The organism is Pseudomonas sp. KH_050, from assembly GCF_057838875.1.
This window is the reverse complement of the sequence record NZ_CM174478.1, coordinates 3,139,475-3,155,333: the sequence shown is the minus strand read 5'-3', so window position 1 is coordinate 3,155,333 and position 15,859 is coordinate 3,139,475. Positions and strand designations below refer to the sequence as shown.

The following is a 15,859-nucleotide window of genomic DNA, read 5'->3' as shown; positions in this document are numbered from 1 at the left end:
TCACCGAGACCGGGCCGATCAAAAAATCAGCCCGCGCCTGACCTTAGAAGGTCCCCGGATAGGCGCCACCGTCCAGCAACAGGTTCTGCCCGGTGAGATAGCCGGCGTGTTGGCTACACAAAAACGCGCACTGCGCACCGAACTCGTCGGCGTTACCGAACCTGCCGGCCGGGATTGCCCGGCGTTTGTTTTCAAGCGCCAGGTCGAGTGCCTGGCCGGCCGCACTGGCAGAGGCCTGGGTCGATTCGCGCAGGCGATCGGTGTCAAACAGCCCAGGCAGCAGGTTGTTGATCGTGACGTTATTGGAGGCCAGCTGCGGCTGGCGCGCCAGTCCGGCAATGAAACCGGTCAAACCGCTGCGAGCGCCATTGGACAGCCCCAGTATGCCGATCGGCGCTTTTACCGCGCCCGAGGTAATGTTCACAATGCGGCCGAACCCGCGTTCAGCCATATTGTCGACGGTGGCCTTGATCAGCTCGATAGGCGTGAGCATATTGCCGTCAAGGGCGGCGATCCAGTCCTCGCGGGTCCAGTTGCGGAAGTCTCCCGGCGGCGGACCTCCGGCGTTGGTGACGAGGATGTCGACCACCGGACAGGCCTTTAATGCCGCTTCTCGCCCGGCGACGGTGGTGATGTCCCCAACCACGGCTTTAACCGTGACACTGCTGTTCAGTTGACGCAGTTCAGCGGCTGTTTCTTCCAGCGCCTGGGGGTTGCGCGCGGTAATCACCACGTTCACCCCTTCCGCTACCAAGGCTTTGGCGCACCCTTTGCCAAGACCTTTGCTCGCGCCACAGACCAGTGCCCAACGCCCTTCGATTCCAAGTTCCATGCTGACCTCTCTATAAATGATTAAGTGATACGGATCCTTCAATAGCCTGGGGTTACCAGGTCAATCGAGTTGCGGCCCGTCATATCCCTCGACGATGATCAGGTCGATGATCGAGATGGGCTGACGAATCTTCGCGGCGTCTTGATATTCCGGGGAGTTCCAGCAATCAATGGCGGCCTGATAACTGGGGAACTCGATCACTACATTGCGCGCCCGGCTCTGACCCTCCACCGTCTCGAAACGTCCGGCGCGGATGACAAACCGCGCGCCGTACTTTTTATATGCCACGGCGTTGGCCGTGGCGTAGCGCTGATACTCCTGCGGATCGCTGACGTCGACCCGGCCAATCCAATAACCCTTGGGCATAAATCCTCCAGCTCAATAGTGTTCAATCAATAGATAACGGTCAGTCGCCGACCGGCCCTTTGAGCAGCACCCAGTAGGCCAATGCCGCGACCACTGCGACCACCGCGCTGACCATGAATGCCGTGGCGAAGGAGCCCGAGTGCTGGATGCTGAACCCGGTGACGATCGGCGCGATGGAGCCGGCGATGTAGCCGCCAAAGTTCTGAATCGAGCCAAAGGAAGCAACCCGCCGTGTGCTGACAATGGTGTTGGCGATCATCCAGGCCGTTGAACTGGCCAGGTTGATGCTGAACAACGCCAGGCACAGCAGCACCACACTCAAGGTCAGGCTGCTGCCAAACGACAGTGGCAAGGTGAACAAGGCCGCCAGCAACAGGCCGGAAATAGCCGTTACCTTGCGACTGCCCAGCACGCTCATGCCGCGCTTGACCATTCGGTCGCAAATGCGCCCGGCGGCGATGGTGCCAAAGGCCCCGAACAGGTAAGCCAGCGAGACCACCCAGGCGGTTTTGTACAGGCCCAGGCCATGCTCGCGTTCGAAGTAACCCGGCAGCCAGGTCAGGTGCAGCCAGAGCATGTAGATGACGCCCATGAAACCCAATACCGCGCCCCAGGTGCTGCGGTGCTGGAACAGGCTCAGCCAGTCGGCGAACAGCGCCTTGCGCGGAACCTGCGGTGCCGGCTCGGCGGTTTTTTCGGCGACCTCGGCGACTTCCGGCGACAGTTGACCGCTGGCGGCCAGCTCGGCCAGGTACTGCTTTTTGCTCTTGTAGAACATCAGCCAGCACGCGGCCAGGACAATACCGATGAGCCCGGTGATGACGAACATTCCGCGCCAGCCGAAATTGATCATGAACAGCGTCAGCAACGGTGGTGCCAGGCACGGCCCGATGCAGGTCGAAGACAGCACGATGCCGGTCGGCGTCCCGCGCTTCTCGGCTTCGAACCACTCCGACAGGGCCTTGGCCGCCGACGGGAACATCGGCGCCTCACCCACCCCAAGCAGGATCCGCAGGCCGATGAAGCCGGCGAAACTGTTCACCAGCCCGGATACCGATTGCGCAACGGACCATGTCAGCAAGGCTGCGCCGAGGGAGATTTTGCTGCCCAGTCGATCGATGATGATGCCCAACGGCAGTTGGGCGAACGCGTAGGCCAGGGAAAACGCCGACAGCAGAATGCCCATTTGCGACGGGCTGATCAGCATGTCTTTCTGGATCGAGGTATTGGCTATCGAGAGCGCGCTGCGATCCAGATAGTTGACGATACCAATCAGCAGCAACAACACCACGGTGATGCTCTGGTACTTCTTCAGGGAGGAGGTCCGGGCGCCAGTGCGCGCGAGACCTGCAACCTCGGTTGCGGATTCAGGGGTCATATCAACACTCTTTTTATTGTTGTAGAGGGGGTCGCGCCGACCGGCGCGATGACCGTAAGGGGCAGTCGAGCCTTACATCGACTGCTCAAGCAGCAACTGGTAATCGGCAGCCGAAGCCTCTCGCGGGTTGGTCCGATGGCTGTGGTCGGCGAGCGCGCCCTCGATGATTCGCCCGAACAGCTCGCGGGTAACGCCCAACTGGCTCAGACCGGTAGGCAGGCCCAGCGCGCGGGTCATGTCGACGATGGCGGTTTCGACGGCTTCGTGGGACTCAAGCCCCATCGCCTGGGCGATGCGCGCCAGCTTTTGCTCGTTCTGAACGGTGGGCGCCTGGCGATTGAAGCGAATCACCGCCGGCAGGAAAATCGCGTTGAGCGTGCCATGGTGCAGGCGCGGATCGATGCCACCCAAGGCATGGCTCAAACTGTGTACGCAACCCAGGCCTTTCTGAAAGGCCAGCGCGCCCTGCAGCGAGGCGCTCATCATATTCATCCGGGCGTCGACATTCCCCGGCTCGCGAGTCGCCTGCTCAATGTGCCGCCAGGCCCGCCACAAACCATCCAGGGCAATGCCATCGGCGGGTGGATTGAACGTTGGTGCCATGAAGGTTTCGAGGCAGTGGGCAATCGCATCCATGCCAGTGGCGGCAGTGAGACCCGCAGGCAGGCCGAAGGTCAATTGCGGATCGCAGATGGCCACTTTGGGAACGACATAGGGCGAGATGACCCCGACCTTGCGCCCGTCATCGAGGATCAGGATCGCCCCGCGACCGACTTCGCTGCCGGTCCCGGCGGTGGTCGGGATCGCTATGAGCGGCGCGGCAGCGGCAGTGATTCGCGCCAGTCCGCCTTCGATCACCGCGAAGCTTTTCAACGGCCCGGCGTGGGTGGCGCACACCGCGACGCCCTTGGCCAGATCGATGGAAGAACCGCCGCCTACAGCGATAATTCCATCGCAATCATGCTGCCGATACATTGCCACCGCATCACGAACCGCTGATTCGTTCGGATTCGATGGAGTCCGGTCATAGACCGCCAGTTCGGTACCCGCCGACAGGGTGGCCAATACCCCATCGAGAATGCCCGCGGCCTTGACACCTGCATCGGTGACGATCAACGGGCGCTTGATCCCGATTCGTGTGCACTCACCCGGCAGCAATGCAACGGCCCCGACCTCGAACTGGATCTGTGTGATGTAGTTGATAAGCGACATACATTACTCCGCTGGTATGACAATGAGCTTTACCCGTTTTTAAAGGGTCTCCGAGAATCCTTGTCGATGGGCTCGGAAGCAGTTGCGCTGGAGTATATGTACGCTGAAGACGGGGCGGTATTGACAACAATCCATACCGGTATAACTAATCCTCAAGCCTGACGATCAGAGCATCATTGGACTCGAGCGGGTTGCGCTTGCCTTGAGAGGCCAAAACGGCGCAGGGCGGGCCGACCCGGTGCAAAAGGTCGGCCCGCCCCCATCGGTTCATCGCCGGGTTATCAATTCTTGAACGAAGAATGCTTGCGTCCCTGGTCGCACAGGGCAAAAACCACCACCAGCACCGAGGCGATCGCCAGGATGATCACCACCCCGTCCGTGGAGTGCGTGGCGGACGCCGAGACCAGCGACAAGGCGCCCAGCGGCGCCAGACCGCCCGCGACCGCGGTGCCGATTTCGCGCCCGGTGCCAAAGCCCGGGGCCGTTTTTTGTTTATTGGCCGCTTCCAATCGTTGCCGCGGATCCATTTCCGCGGCTTGGCACCCGCGGCGGAACCGACACGGCCCGGTTCTGGACTGGCAGCTGCGCTGAGGCGCCTAAGAGCACCCGCTGCGACTTGATATCTCGTCCGGTGGCCTCTGACCAATACGTGATGATTACCCGCATGTCGGAAGCGATCTGGGGAAAGGGGCCAGGCAGGTAGTAGCCGCCAGCGTGGGTTGGCAGCACCGCAAGGGGGTTGGTTTCAATGAAGGTAAGGACCGAAGATAACTCCGCCGCCATATTAAAAAACGCATCACAGCGCCGGTGAGCCTGGATTCCAACACGTTCGCCAATCTTGATCAGCCGCTCGGCCGGACTTTCTGCCTCTGCTTTCATTGCGCGCACGACCGGCGTGTCTTGCGCTACCGCGAGATGAAACCAGGACATGGCCGCTACGGCCCAGAACTCTTCCCTGACCAGATTACCGTTGTTGCGCCGAACGTTCAGCATTTCGCGCAGCCGCCGTGCATGGTCAGCAATGGCGGCGTTGTCCGCATCATTTGGGCCAATCTGGTTGGCTGCGTTCACCACCCCACGCCAGACCTCCCGAAGGAGCGCTTCAAAGATCGGTACGAACTCCCGGTTCGAGGCGGTCGGTTTGTCAAACTGATAGACTCGATTGCCATCCACCCCGTGATTAAGGTCAAGGCCTAGCAAACGGAAGTAGGAGTTGCGGCGAATCGCCCGCAGATCCGGGCGGATCGAACTCGTAAGCGATCCAATAAATCCGGAGCCCAGATCCCGATAGAAGAGCGCCTCGGTGGTCCGCAGCCAAAGTGCCGTTTCCAGGTCGGGCGTTTCAAACCGCTCGCCGGCTTCGAACTCCCGCACCACGCGATCGAAGATTTCAAAGATGCGCGTGTTTTCAATTGCGTAGGCGTAGATGAGGTGATCCCAGGTGTCAGGGAGGGGGAGCAGCGCGTTTTGTATGCCGTTGTGAAGGGCTGGTGCCTCAGCATTGACATTGGGGGGAAACGGCAGGCGATAGTTTGGAATGTTTAGGTTAGGGGCCCGATCCGAAGAGGAATAGTAGTATTCCAACGCATTCAGGAGCACTTGAGGATGAATTTTGGATAGTTTCTGGATCGCGTCAACCGACGGAGCATAAGACGGCGTTTCGCTGTTATTCCAGGCTGCAAATTTGAAAAACATGGCGTACTCCGTTAGTCGGGTTGCATTTACCTACCGCGTGGCCGGGGACATTACCGTTGTTTTCGTCGATTTTTTGATCAGTACGCACTGTCGTGACTGATATACGTCCGACTGCGCGACAACCAGAATCAGTCCCGGGCTGGAGCAGTCGTGAGTTCTGATTTGAAGGACGGAGTTCTGCCACCTGATATCGTCGAGTTGCAGCAGTGTTTCGCCGATATAGACTTCGCTCGGCTTCACCGGGAAAAGGCCAACAAACAAAAATTCATCCGGAACGCCATTTTCCTGCTGGAGGTCAAACCTCTGCGTCGTTATCAATAACGGCTTTTCGGAAGTAAGCGTCTTTGAAGGCCAGATCAACGACACGAGTCCGTTGGAAACACCGCGAGGAACCACCAGGCTGACACGCACCCTGTCAGTCGAAGGATTGACAGAGGACTTAATGCTCATTGCCACGTTTGCGATGTGAGCTAGCACCGGGGGCGACGGGAGCTCTCCATTCACCGCGACTTCCTGGCCCTCGTCCACGTGATATTGCGCAAGAGAGAAAGTCTTCTCCGAGGGCTGGCTTGCATTGTTGTTCGGAAGAAAACCTCTCAAGCGAAAAAGATGACCGGCATAGGCATGTTGCAAGTCGTTCGCCAATGGGGGAATGGGCATGGGCTGAATGATCATGATGCGGGTCCTTTTTAAGCGGCGGGTGCAACGCTGCCCAGGCGCAGCGTCCAGGTTTCGTATTGTTGGGCGATTTCTGCCGCGCGTTCCGGCGCAATCGCGATTTCGTAAGATGACAACGCGAGCAGGCGCACCGGTTCGGTCGCCGCCCAGTGCGGTGAGGTGGCGAGCGCGCTGCCGAGCTGCCGCGACCAACGCATGAGCGCGTCCGGCCGCACGCGCTCGGGATCAATGAAATCAACAATTGCGCGACCGCCAAAAGCGCGCATGTGCCTAAGCAATGATAGGTCTGCAAGGGTCGGAAGCAGTTTGACTGAGTGCTCAAGAAACTGGCGAGTGGCAGGGGTCGCGTTCGCCAGCGGGTAGACCTGCTGCCACGCCATTGCAAGGGCGTCCCATGGACCGGCGCCAAACATGCGCCGGCAAAACTCCACGTTGAGCAGCACGCGAATGTAAGGGATGGGGTGCGGATCGCCTGGCAGGTATCGAAGCACCAAGCGCTCATCGGACGCCACCACATCGTGCAGTGCCGCGACAGCCCCGTACCCACAGTGCACAAACGCGAATATATCGGCGACGACTTCCGACGCCGTTTCGGCCCATCCTTCAACCACTTCAGCCGGCGCCAGCAGCGCCAGTTCGCGCCTCAGGAGGGCTGCATATTCTTCGGTCCAGCCGAGAATATGCGCAACCTGGTGACCTGTTTCATGGATAAGTGACGTAGGCCGATAAAGATTGTGCCGGGTGATCTTGATCGCAGCGACTGGGCTGATGGTGCCTCCATCCCACAACCGCACACCAGCGCGCAGAATTGAAGCACCTAACCCTTTGTCGATGTAGGTCAGCACCGGCGGTGTTTGTTTGCCAAGCGGTTTTAGCAGCGTCTCCATGCTGTGAAATGCGATGAAGTCCAGCGCACGCAGGATGGAGGCTGCCTTTGGGTTCGTGCGAGTGTTCACGGCATCGCCGTAAAAATCCAGTGTGGTCTCGACGGCCACGTAGCGCTGGCGAAAGGCAAGAAGCCGCTGCCGCACGAGCTGGAGCTGCTCATGTGTCTGCGCGGAGGCTAGTTGCGCTCCCAAGCCGATGATTTCAGCCCGCAGCCGATCGGCGGTGATCTGGAGCGGTTTTCGCAAGGCAAGACCCAGTTGCCGCTCTACACGCATCCATGCCTCATTCGCCGCGAAATTGTCTGCGTCGTCGATCGTCACAACAGCCGCGCGCCAGTGGGCGAACTGACGGCTGAGCTGAGCGCGTAGGGCCGCTTCAGTTTTCACCTTGTTAGCTCCAAACGAATCCGGCGACGATCGCCACCGAGGGTGGCTGCATCGCACGGAAAGCCGCAGCGGCGTCTGAAGGGCCCGGCAACCGCTTGTCAAGGAGTACATGAAGCGCGCGCAGCCCGGGATGGTTGAAAGTAAACACCAGCGTGAGCCCGCATTTGGGGTCACGCGCCACCTTCTTGAACTCATCGAAGCGCGAATTGATGTAGATGATGATTGCGGCCTTCAGCAATTTAAGCAGCGCCGTGCCCAGCGCTACCAAAATACGCGTCAGCAATTCTTGCGCAGCTTTGGCTGCCGCCGCTCCAAGGATGGCGCCCGGGGCAAAGTCCTCAAATTCTCCGCTAGCTTCACGCAAAAATCTGACCCGCTGCGATGGTCCGTTTCTCAAGCTGAATACGACGCTGCCAGCCAGACTCATGATGTATTGTGCAGCGGTCTGCGAGCTCACCATCGAACTTGTCGACGCGATCTTCTGCGCGTCGGTTTCACCTAGATAAGCGCTCACGCGCACCTGGCTGCCTTTCAGATCAACTGTCATATTGACCTGACTGGGTGGGCACACCATAGGTACGCGTCCGCCGCCGCCCATCTCGATGTAATAAAAACGCTGGCCGACGCTGATGAGATTCCGTGATTGCAACCACCTGTTGTCCACCTCCCGTCCCAGATCGCGATTTTTCAACAGGCTTTGCGCAGCGTCCGGCGTCAGCGGATGAATCTTCGACCAGGCATCTTGCGAGCCGGAGCCAAGGCCCGGTACTCCCCTTTCAAGACTGGATATGTGACTCAAGGTTGTACCGGGAATGGCTTCGTAAAGATGAATCCGGACTGTCGCCGGAAGCTGCACGCCGCGGGCGCGCAGAAATGCATCAAGTGGCTGCTGACCAAAAGTGAGCACCTTCGCGTCGACGGGTCTAATACGCACTTCGAAGACTTTCGTGTACTTTTTGTATCGGGGGAGTGGACGATAGGCCCACACCTCGTTCTGTGTGGGACTTTCCAGATACATTTCTCGCTCTTCGAGGCGGTTTACATCCAGCAATTGTGCCGGGAAGTGGTTGACCACCGCTTCAAAAAACGCTTCGTTTGCAATCGTTTCAAGCAGGCGCTGCTGGTCGTTGTTTACGTCCAGATTGTCGAAGTGTTGGAAACCGAAATGGGCCACCCGGCGCACCGAGTCCTCCAGTGTGGCCGCCACCGCGCGTGCGGCTATGCGCGTGGGCGACTCCATCGTCGCCTCAAGCATGATCAGCCGCAACCCGGCATCGACCAACGCACGCGACAAAGGCGTGGCAGCCGTCGGTCCAACAAATTTCTGGATCATACGCGCGAGGTAGCTGGCGAGAAACTTAACCACCTTTTGCCGGCCCACCACCCGAATGCCAATGCGCAGCACCGGAAGAATGGCCGGTATGAATTGTTGCACTACCGGGGCGGCGTTCTCGCCGTTCTGCAGTTCGGCGAACTGCGATACAAAACGCTCCCGCGCTGCATCCATCTCTGCGACCGGATTTGTTTCCGACTCCTGCGCCAGCGTCTCCTGCGTGGCCTCATCGATAAACATCTCGGCTTCCACCTCATCACGCGAGAACAGCAACGTGGCGACTGCCACGTCGAACTCCTGCGCGATGGCCTCGGCCTCATTAGTTGTAGGCGCTTCATCTTCGGCCTCAGCTTCGACCTCCCCCGCTTCGCGAAGGATGCCAAGCCGCCGACCGAGTTGGGTCGCTAGTGGACGCAAATTCGCGGGCAATTTGCCGAGTGCAAAGCGGATCACACGATTGAGCAGCGGGCGCACCAAACGCAACAGTCGCTTGAGCAGCAGGCCAATGGGGGCTGCGAGTTTTCCAAGCGCGCCGACGCCTTTCTTTGCGAGATTCACTGCCGTACCGGCAACTCCCTTGACCTTTTTCCAGATTTTCTTGAGGAACTCCTCAAACTCCGGGGCAACCATGCCGGGTTGCGGCTCAAAGCTTTCAAACAAAGATTCGAGCTCAGCATCGCCCAAGCCCTCAAGAGACTGCTGGCTCACCGCCTCGCTGGCCTGTTCAAAAAGCTGCTCGGTTGCGCGCCGCAGCGGATCGAGCCATTCGTTGAGCAGACTTTCTGCCTCCTGCTCAGTAGCGCCGCGCGAGAAATATTCGGCTTGCGCGCTCGCCTCCAGCGCGAGACTTGAAACCGCCTCATTGAACTCGCGGTCAAAAAGCTCCATTAGCGTTTGTTCAAGTGCCTGCGCCTCCTGGTTCACCGGTGTTTCACCGTGATACTCAGCGAGAAACGGTGTCTCGACCTCATGAACCCAGTTTTTCTCGTCCGCACTAAATGCCACGGGTGCTTCACGCTCGGCCCAGGTTTCAGAGGAAAAACGCGTGTCGAGAAAGGGAGTCTCCGGTTCAAATCGCTCGGTTGACTGCTCTTCTTCATGGAGATAAGTCAGACGCTCTGAGGTTGTTGACATTTTGTTGTTACTCCTCTGAGATGTTGGTCCGGCAGGTGGGAAGCTTAAGGCACCTTCTTTCGCAATCAACCGTCTGTCGCTGAGCTGGCGAGTAACCACTCGTATTCATCGCAACAAATTGCAGAGCAGCCTCGGAAAAGTACGAAGACTCAACTTCTCCTTGAGGACGCAATGAGTGGTAGCAGACATCCTTGAGCAATAAGTTTTCGCCAAGACTAGCGCCGCCGAACGAAGAGCGTTAGGAGAATCCTGTCATTCGTTAAGACAATCTTGCGCCCGCCTGATATTCGCTCGGGCAGACACCGACCTGGCGTTTGAACGCCCGTGTGAAATACGAGAGGTCGTTGAACCCGACCGAGTAAGCCACTTCCTTGGCGAGGGCACCCGGATGGGTGAGGCGTTCGCAAGCCCGCTCTATCCTGTAGTGGAGCAGATACTGGCCGAAGCTAACCCCCTGCTCTTGCCTGAAGACGCGGCAGAACTGGGAGGGGCTGAGCCGGCAAAGGGCTGCAACATGATCCAGCGCGATCTTGCGTTCTAAATGCGTCGCCACATGCGAGATCGCGGGAAATGTTCGTGTTTGTCTGTCGAGGTCATGGAAGGCGGACAAGGCCTCAGTGCCTTGCTGCAGAAACAGGCTTTCGTGCGTAGGCCCTGACCCGCGCCGGCGCGTCTGTTCGGTGAGCGCGGTGATGTGCTGGCTGAGTTCCCCGATCGAAACCGGCTTCACCAGCAAGTCCCAGACCCGCATACGCAGTGCCCACATTGCCAGGGCCTCGGAATGGCAGCCTGTGATCATGAGCACGGGTAGGCTCGGGTACTCGCGCCGAGTGTCCGCCATGGCGTCGATACCCGGCGCCTCCGGCTCGTCGTACTCAAAGCACAGAAAAAGCGGGGCGTAGGTCTGAATTGCGCCGGGGATCTGCGTCGGCTCCCTTACTCGACGTACGTCAAATGCGCCGTCGAGGGCATCGACCATTGCTGTGGCTTCCCGCGTCAGGTCCACCCAGAGAAAACTGGAGCCACGCAAGGCACTCGTGGGATCGAATGAATCGGCCATAGTTGTAGTCCTTCTCGATCTGCGCCAGCCGGCGCGTGTCCTCCTGATCGACCTCTAGACTACAAGTAAGTGTTCGACGGATACTGTCTTGACACAGATGATCACCGGGTAGCTTCTACCGAGAGCCATTTACTTCATCAGTGAAGTGGTTGTAATCGTAGACGGCCTCGATGACGGCTTCAAGGCAGCACAAAGTCCAAGTACCACTATATGGGGTTCCTCCTCATTGCAAGCCCCTTCGCTTTGGCGCCCGCGCCGACTGCACAGGCATATTCGGCTCTGATTGCGGCATCGTTTCGATGCAGGGCCATGTTGGGCTAATCGCGTGTCGGCTCCCAATCGCTCTGCCATCGTTCGAGTTGCTTCGCAATCGTGGGCAATCCATACCGGTATAACTAGTATTCAAGTCTGACGATCAGAGCATCATTGGACTCGAGCGGGTTGCGCTTGCCTTGAGGGGCCAAAACGGCGCAGGGCGGGCCGACCCGGTGCAAAAGGTCGGCCCGCCCCCATCGGTTCATCGCCGGGTTATCAATTCTTGAACGAAGAATGCTTGCGTCCCTGGTCGCACAGGGCAAAAACCACCACCAGCACCGAGGCGATCGCCAGGATGATCACCACCCCGTCCGTGGAGTGCGTGGCGGACGCCGAGACCAGCGACAAGGCGCCCAGCGGCGCCAGACCGCCCGCGACCGCGGTGCCGATTTCGCGCCCGGTGCCAAAGCCCGAGGAACGGGTCTGGGTCGGGAACTGGCGACTCAGGAACGAACCCTGTGGAGCGAACATCATCGGCGCGAGAATGCCGGTGCCAATGCCGATCGCGACATAGATCATCAGGCTTTCACCGGTGCCGAGCAGCGCCAGGAATGGATAGGCGAACAACAACGAGAACACCCCACCGAGCATCAGTACGGTCTTGCTGCTCCACTTGTCGCACAGCCAGCCGAAGCACGGCACGGCGACAATGGCAATCAGACTGGCGATGGTCACGGACAACGAGGTGACATGCACATCAACGCCTTTGAACTGGGTCAGGTAGGCCAGCGAGAAGGTTTTGAAGATGTAGCTCAGGGCGTTGTAGCCAATGGCGACGAAAAACACCACTGCCAGGCCTTTGAGGTCGTTCTTGAACAAGGCTTTGAGCGGTGAAGCCTGGGCCTTTTGGGTTTCCTTGCCCTGCTTCTTGGTCAGCTCCTTGCTCATTTCGCTGAACTCCGGGGTTTCCGGAATGCTGTTGCGTACCCATAGTCCGACGCCGACCAGGACAATACTGCAAACGAACGGAATGCGCCAGCCGCCTTGCAGCAGGAACTCGTTGCCATTGATGGTCAGCAGGTAAACGGTCAGCGATGACAGCAACAAGCCCAGGTTCAGACCCAGCGCCGGCCAGGCACCCTGACTGCCGCGCTTGCCTTGCGCGGCATGCTCATAGGAGGTGACTGCCGCACCGGACAGCTCGGCTCCGGCCCCCAGACCCTGAATGATCCGTACCGCGACCAGCACGATCGGCGCCCAGATACCGATCGAGGCGTAGCTGGGGATCAGGCCGATCAACGTGGTGCAGATGCCCATCATGCAGAAGGTCACTACCAGCACTTGCTTGCGGCCGAACCTGTCGCCCAGGTAGCCGAACAGAATCCCGCCAAACGGGCGTGCGACAAAGCCAATGGCAAAGGTCGAGAACGCCAGCAGCGACGCGGTCTGCGGGTTGCTGTTGTCGAAGAAGATTTTCGAGAAAACGATGGCCGCCATCGTGGCGTACAAATAGAAGTCGTACCACTCCAGCATCGAGCCAAAAATAGTCGCTGCAGCGACCTTGCGCAGGCGTTTTTTTGTTTGTTGCGGGGTTTCAGCCAAGTGGCCGGTCGCGTTGATTGCGGTCATTCACTGTTTCCTTATGAGTCTTTATAGTTATTTTCAAGGGCGTACTGGCTGCCTCTATTCACCCGGGCCAATAGAGAGAGACAGGTGCATCGCTACTAACTGCGGTTCAAAATTCGCTCGGCAATCATCGAGCCGATGGGAATGGCCGAAGTGGCCGCGGGAGAAGGTGCATTGCAGACATGCAGCATCCGCGAGGTTTCGGCGAACAGAAAATCGTGCACCAGGGTGCCGTCGCGTTTGACCGCCTGGGCACGAATGCCCGCCTCATACGGCAGCAGATCGTCGATGTTCAGCGAGGGGCAATACTTTCGGCATTGCTCCAGATAGCCGGATTTGAACAATGAGTTCTTCATCTCGACGCTGCCGGAACCGAGGTTCTGCCAGATGGTTTTCCAGAAACCGGGGAAACTCGCGTACTGCGCAACATCGCGCCAGTTGATCGAGAACTTCTTGTAGTTCTCGCGACCCAGACCCAGCACGGCATTCGGGCCGACGGTGACACTGCCATCGATCATGCGAGTCAGATGGACCCCCAGAAACGGCAGCTCCGGATCGGGAATCGGGTAGATCAAGTGATTGACGATGTTGCTCTTCGACTCCGGCAGGCGAAAGTACTCGCCGCGAAACGGGATGATCTGGTGATCGATTTTGATCCCGGCGAGTGTCGCCAGGCGGTCCGATTGCAAGCCTGCGCAGACCACCAGTTTTTTCGCCCGCCAGTGACCGTCATCACTGCTGACCGTCACGCTGTCAGGGTTTTCCTTGATCGCGGTGATGGCCTTGCTCAGACAGATCTCGCCACCCTGTTGCTGGATGACCCGGGCCATGGTTTCGCAGACTTGCCGGTAATCGACGATGCCGGTGGCATCCAGAAACAACCCACCTAATCCGACGATGTTCGGTTCGCGGCGCTGCAGCTCATCGGCATCGAGGCGCTCGACTTTCATCCCGTTGAGTTGCGAGCGCTCATACAAGGCTTTCATCCGCTCGACTTCGAGGGGCGTCGAGGCCACCAGCAACTTGCCGCAGACCTCGAACCTGATTCCGTGTTCGGTGCAGAACTCTTTGGTGGCCTGGGCCCCGAGCTTGCACAGTTCTGCCTTGAGACTGCCAGGCGCGTAGTAGATACCGGCGTGGATCACCCCACTGTTATGGCCGGTCTGGTGCCGGGCCAGGGAGCTTTCTTTTTCCAGCAACACCAAGGACGCGGTTGGCTGGCGCTTGAGTAGCTCCATCGCCGTGGCAAGGCCTACGATCCCGCCGCCGATGATGCAAAAGTCATAAATCATTGTGGTGGTTACCTTGGATCAGTCAGTGCTGGTCTAGTTATCAGGTTGTCAGACTAATGCTTTCGCGAAAAGCCTGCGTGCTCTCGCACGCTTTAGTGGTTCAGGGCTTCAGTGATGGATCGATTCAGTCGGTAGGGGGAAGCTCAAGCTGCAGGCGCTTGGCCGAAGCGCGCAAATGGGCGTCGGCACAGGCCGCGGCGGCCTGACGGTCGCCATCGGCGATGGCCTGGTACAGCGCCTGGTGCTCGCGGCTGGCATCCGCCGAACCGCCGACAAAACGTGATGCGGAGTTTTCCCAGGCGGTTCGGCGCGCACTCGCCAACTGGCTGCGCAGAAAGTCATGAAAGGCGACGAAATAGTCGTTCTTGCTGGCTTCGGCGATGGCCCGGTGAAACTCCACATCGGCCGAGGCCGCGGCTTGGAAATCGGTGCGCTTGTCATGCATCTCTTGCAACGCGTCTTTCATGCGTTGCAAATCCGTTGCATCACGCCGCTGAGCGGCAATCGAGGCCGCCTGGGTCTCGATCCACAAGCGCATCTCGAACATCTGCGCCAGGTCGGGCTTGCGCCCGCCTTGCTCGGGAAAGCGGAAAACCGTGCCGGCAGGGGTCGCGGAGATATAGGAGCCAAGGCCGCGCCGGGCAATCAGCACGCCATCGGCTTTCAACTGGGCGATCGCCTCGCGCACCACCGAGCGGCTGACGTGCAGCTGCTCCGACAATTGCTGTTCGGTCGGCAATCGCGATTCGGGACCCAGTTGGCCGGAGTCGATCTCTGCGCGGATGGCGCTGACAACACGCATGACGAGAGAATCGGGGCGCTGTAGCTCAAGCATAAGACAACCTTGGTAGTCAGGTTGTCAGACAATAGACTGTCTGTTTTCCCCTTGTCAAGGGTGAGCCGCGTCGTTGAGCTCTCGCTCCTGGGCCTGCGAGCGGCCCCTTGCGCGCTTATTGCACCGGCAGGAAATTCATCAGCAGCAGGCTCTGGGCATAATTCAGGCCGATTCGCCGATAACGCTCATCGAGCATTTGCGAGAGCAGGTCCAGGCGCGCGACGATCTTGCCGAACTCCACGGCGAAGCTCAGGTTGCTGCCCTCCTCCGAGATTTCATTGGAAAACAGCAACAGCTCGCCATTGGCATTCTGACGCTGGCTCAGCAGCCAGGTGGCTTTCTCGATATTGCGCGCAGCGTTGCTGACGAATTGCGCGTTGATCACATCGGTCATGTAGAACTCCTGCCGACCGCCATGGGCAGTGATCAGCATGCTGCCGATCGCATAGATGAAGGCGCCGACCCGGTCGCCGAGAAATTCCGGGCTCAGGGCGTAACTGAGTGCCGCGAGGTTCCGTCGTTCGCCCAATTGCGGCAGCGGTTTGCGTTGCTCGATTGCGTTGCGTACCTCGCGCTCGGCGGTACGGGCGTCGAGGAACCCGGACTTGCGCCACTCGGCGGGATTACGCTGGTAGAGCTTGTTCATCAACAGATAGAGGCTTTGCAGGTTGTCCTGCATGCTCAGGGTGGCAATGCGATCGACGCTGGTCTGAAACAGTTCGGTCGGGGTTCCTTCGCTGAGCTGGGTGGCCATATCCCGGCCCTGCTGTTGACTGCAACCGCCGGCGCAGAGCAGCAACACGCTGGCGAGCAGTCGCGGATGACGAAGAAATCTCGCGATGATAGAAGGACTAGCGTTGGCCATTGGCAAAGGTCTTGGACAATCCGG

The 15,859-nt window shown here is 59.1% G+C and carries 13 protein-coding genes and 1 pseudogene; all 14 read right to left on the bottom strand.

Features of this window, described 5'->3' with window-relative positions; all coding sequences use genetic code 11:
* Positions 1 to 43 precede the first annotated feature (43 nt).
* The gene (locus AC3IUA_RS14530) at positions 44 to 832 is read right to left on the bottom strand and encodes an SDR family oxidoreductase (protein ID WP_489361936.1); all 789 of its coding nucleotides are present in this window, start codon (positions 830 to 832) and stop codon (positions 44 to 46) included.
* A gap of 60 nt (positions 833 to 892) precedes the next feature.
* Entirely contained in the window at positions 893 to 1,198 is a 306-nt protein-coding gene (locus AC3IUA_RS14525) for a DUF1330 domain-containing protein (RefSeq protein WP_489361934.1), read from the bottom strand.
* Positions 1,199 to 1,238: 40 nt separating this feature from the next.
* Positions 1,239 to 2,513 (bottom strand): MFS transporter, encoded by a 1,275-nt coding sequence (locus AC3IUA_RS14520; RefSeq protein WP_489362360.1) that lies wholly within the window; start codon positions 2,511 to 2,513, stop codon positions 1,239 to 1,241.
* A gap of 135 nt (positions 2,514 to 2,648) precedes the next feature.
* Entirely contained in the window at positions 2,649 to 3,788 is a 1,140-nt protein-coding gene (locus tag AC3IUA_RS14515; protein WP_489361932.1) for an iron-containing alcohol dehydrogenase, read from the bottom strand.
* A gap of 281 nt (positions 3,789 to 4,069) precedes the next feature.
* Positions 4,070 to 4,279: pseudogene (locus AC3IUA_RS14510) on the bottom strand (MFS transporter); the annotation flags it as partial.
* Position 4,280: 1 nt separating this feature from the next.
* Entirely contained in the window at positions 4,281 to 5,483 is a 1,203-nt protein-coding gene (locus AC3IUA_RS14505) for a hypothetical protein (protein WP_489361930.1), read from the bottom strand.
* A 30-nt stretch (positions 5,484 to 5,513) separates the two neighbouring features.
* A complete protein-coding gene (locus AC3IUA_RS14500) occupies positions 5,514 to 6,158 on the bottom strand; it encodes a hypothetical protein (protein ID WP_489361928.1) in 645 nt (214 codons plus the stop codon).
* Between the two features lie 14 nt (positions 6,159 to 6,172).
* Positions 6,173 to 7,435: a hypothetical protein gene (locus AC3IUA_RS14495; protein ID WP_489361926.1), complete on the bottom strand. Its 1,263-nt coding sequence runs from the start codon at positions 7,433 to 7,435 to the stop codon at positions 6,173 to 6,175.
* Between the two features lie 4 nt (positions 7,436 to 7,439).
* Positions 7,440 to 9,902, bottom strand: coding sequence for a hypothetical protein (locus tag AC3IUA_RS14490; protein ID WP_489361924.1), 2,463 nt, complete (start codon positions 9,900 to 9,902; stop codon positions 7,440 to 7,442).
* 259 nt (positions 9,903 to 10,161) lie between these two features.
* On the bottom strand, positions 10,162 to 10,962 hold the full coding sequence (locus AC3IUA_RS14485) for a helix-turn-helix transcriptional regulator (protein ID WP_489361922.1): 801 nt from the start codon (positions 10,960 to 10,962) through the stop codon (positions 10,162 to 10,164).
* A gap of 531 nt (positions 10,963 to 11,493) precedes the next feature.
* Entirely contained in the window at positions 11,494 to 12,846 is a 1,353-nt protein-coding gene (locus tag AC3IUA_RS14480) for an MFS transporter (RefSeq protein WP_489361920.1), read from the bottom strand.
* 95 nt (positions 12,847 to 12,941) lie between these two features.
* On the bottom strand, positions 12,942 to 14,135 hold the full coding sequence (gene lhgO / locus AC3IUA_RS14475; RefSeq protein WP_489361918.1) for an L-2-hydroxyglutarate oxidase: 1,194 nt from the start codon (positions 14,133 to 14,135) through the stop codon (positions 12,942 to 12,944).
* A 124-nt stretch (positions 14,136 to 14,259) separates the two neighbouring features.
* The gene (locus AC3IUA_RS14470; protein ID WP_489361916.1) at positions 14,260 to 14,970 is read right to left on the bottom strand and encodes a FadR/GntR family transcriptional regulator; all 711 of its coding nucleotides are present in this window, start codon (positions 14,968 to 14,970) and stop codon (positions 14,260 to 14,262) included.
* 115 nt (positions 14,971 to 15,085) lie between these two features.
* A complete protein-coding gene (locus AC3IUA_RS14465) occupies positions 15,086 to 15,835 on the bottom strand; it encodes a hypothetical protein (RefSeq protein ID WP_489361914.1) in 750 nt (249 codons plus the stop codon).
* Between the last annotated feature and the right edge of the window lie 24 nt (positions 15,836 to 15,859).

What these genes read in the sequence shown, in the direction of transcription:
- AC3IUA_RS14485 (WP_489361922.1), bottom strand. Translation starts at nt 10,962, where the DNA reads ATGGCCGATTCATTCGATCCCACGAGTGCCTTGCGTGGCTCCAGTTTT.
- AC3IUA_RS14515 (WP_489361932.1), bottom strand. Translation starts at nt 3,788, where the DNA reads ATGTCGCTTATCAACTACATCACACAGATCCAGTTCGAGGTCGGGGCC.
- AC3IUA_RS14525 (WP_489361934.1), bottom strand. Translation starts at nt 1,198, where the DNA reads ATGCCCAAGGGTTATTGGATTGGCCGGGTCGACGTCAGCGATCCGCAG.
- AC3IUA_RS14530 (WP_489361936.1), bottom strand. Translation starts at nt 832, where the DNA reads ATGGAACTTGGAATCGAAGGGCGTTGGGCACTGGTCTGTGGCGCGAGC.
- AC3IUA_RS14505 (WP_489361930.1), bottom strand. Translation starts at nt 5,483, where the DNA reads ATGTTTTTCAAATTTGCAGCCTGGAATAACAGCGAAACGCCGTCTTAT.
- lhgO (WP_489361918.1), bottom strand. Translation starts at nt 14,135, where the DNA reads ATGATTTATGACTTTTGCATCATCGGCGGCGGGATCGTAGGCCTTGCC.
- AC3IUA_RS14490 (WP_489361924.1), bottom strand. Translation starts at nt 9,902, where the DNA reads ATGTCAACAACCTCAGAGCGTCTGACTTATCTCCATGAAGAAGAGCAG.
- AC3IUA_RS14465 (WP_489361914.1), bottom strand. Translation starts at nt 15,835, where the DNA reads ATGGCCAACGCTAGTCCTTCTATCATCGCGAGATTTCTTCGTCATCCG.
- AC3IUA_RS14470 (WP_489361916.1), bottom strand. Translation starts at nt 14,970, where the DNA reads ATGCTTGAGCTACAGCGCCCCGATTCTCTCGTCATGCGTGTTGTCAGC.
- AC3IUA_RS14500 (WP_489361928.1), bottom strand. Translation starts at nt 6,158, where the DNA reads ATGATCATTCAGCCCATGCCCATTCCCCCATTGGCGAACGACTTGCAA.
- AC3IUA_RS14480 (WP_489361920.1), bottom strand. Translation starts at nt 12,846, where the DNA reads ATGACCGCAATCAACGCGACCGGCCACTTGGCTGAAACCCCGCAACAA.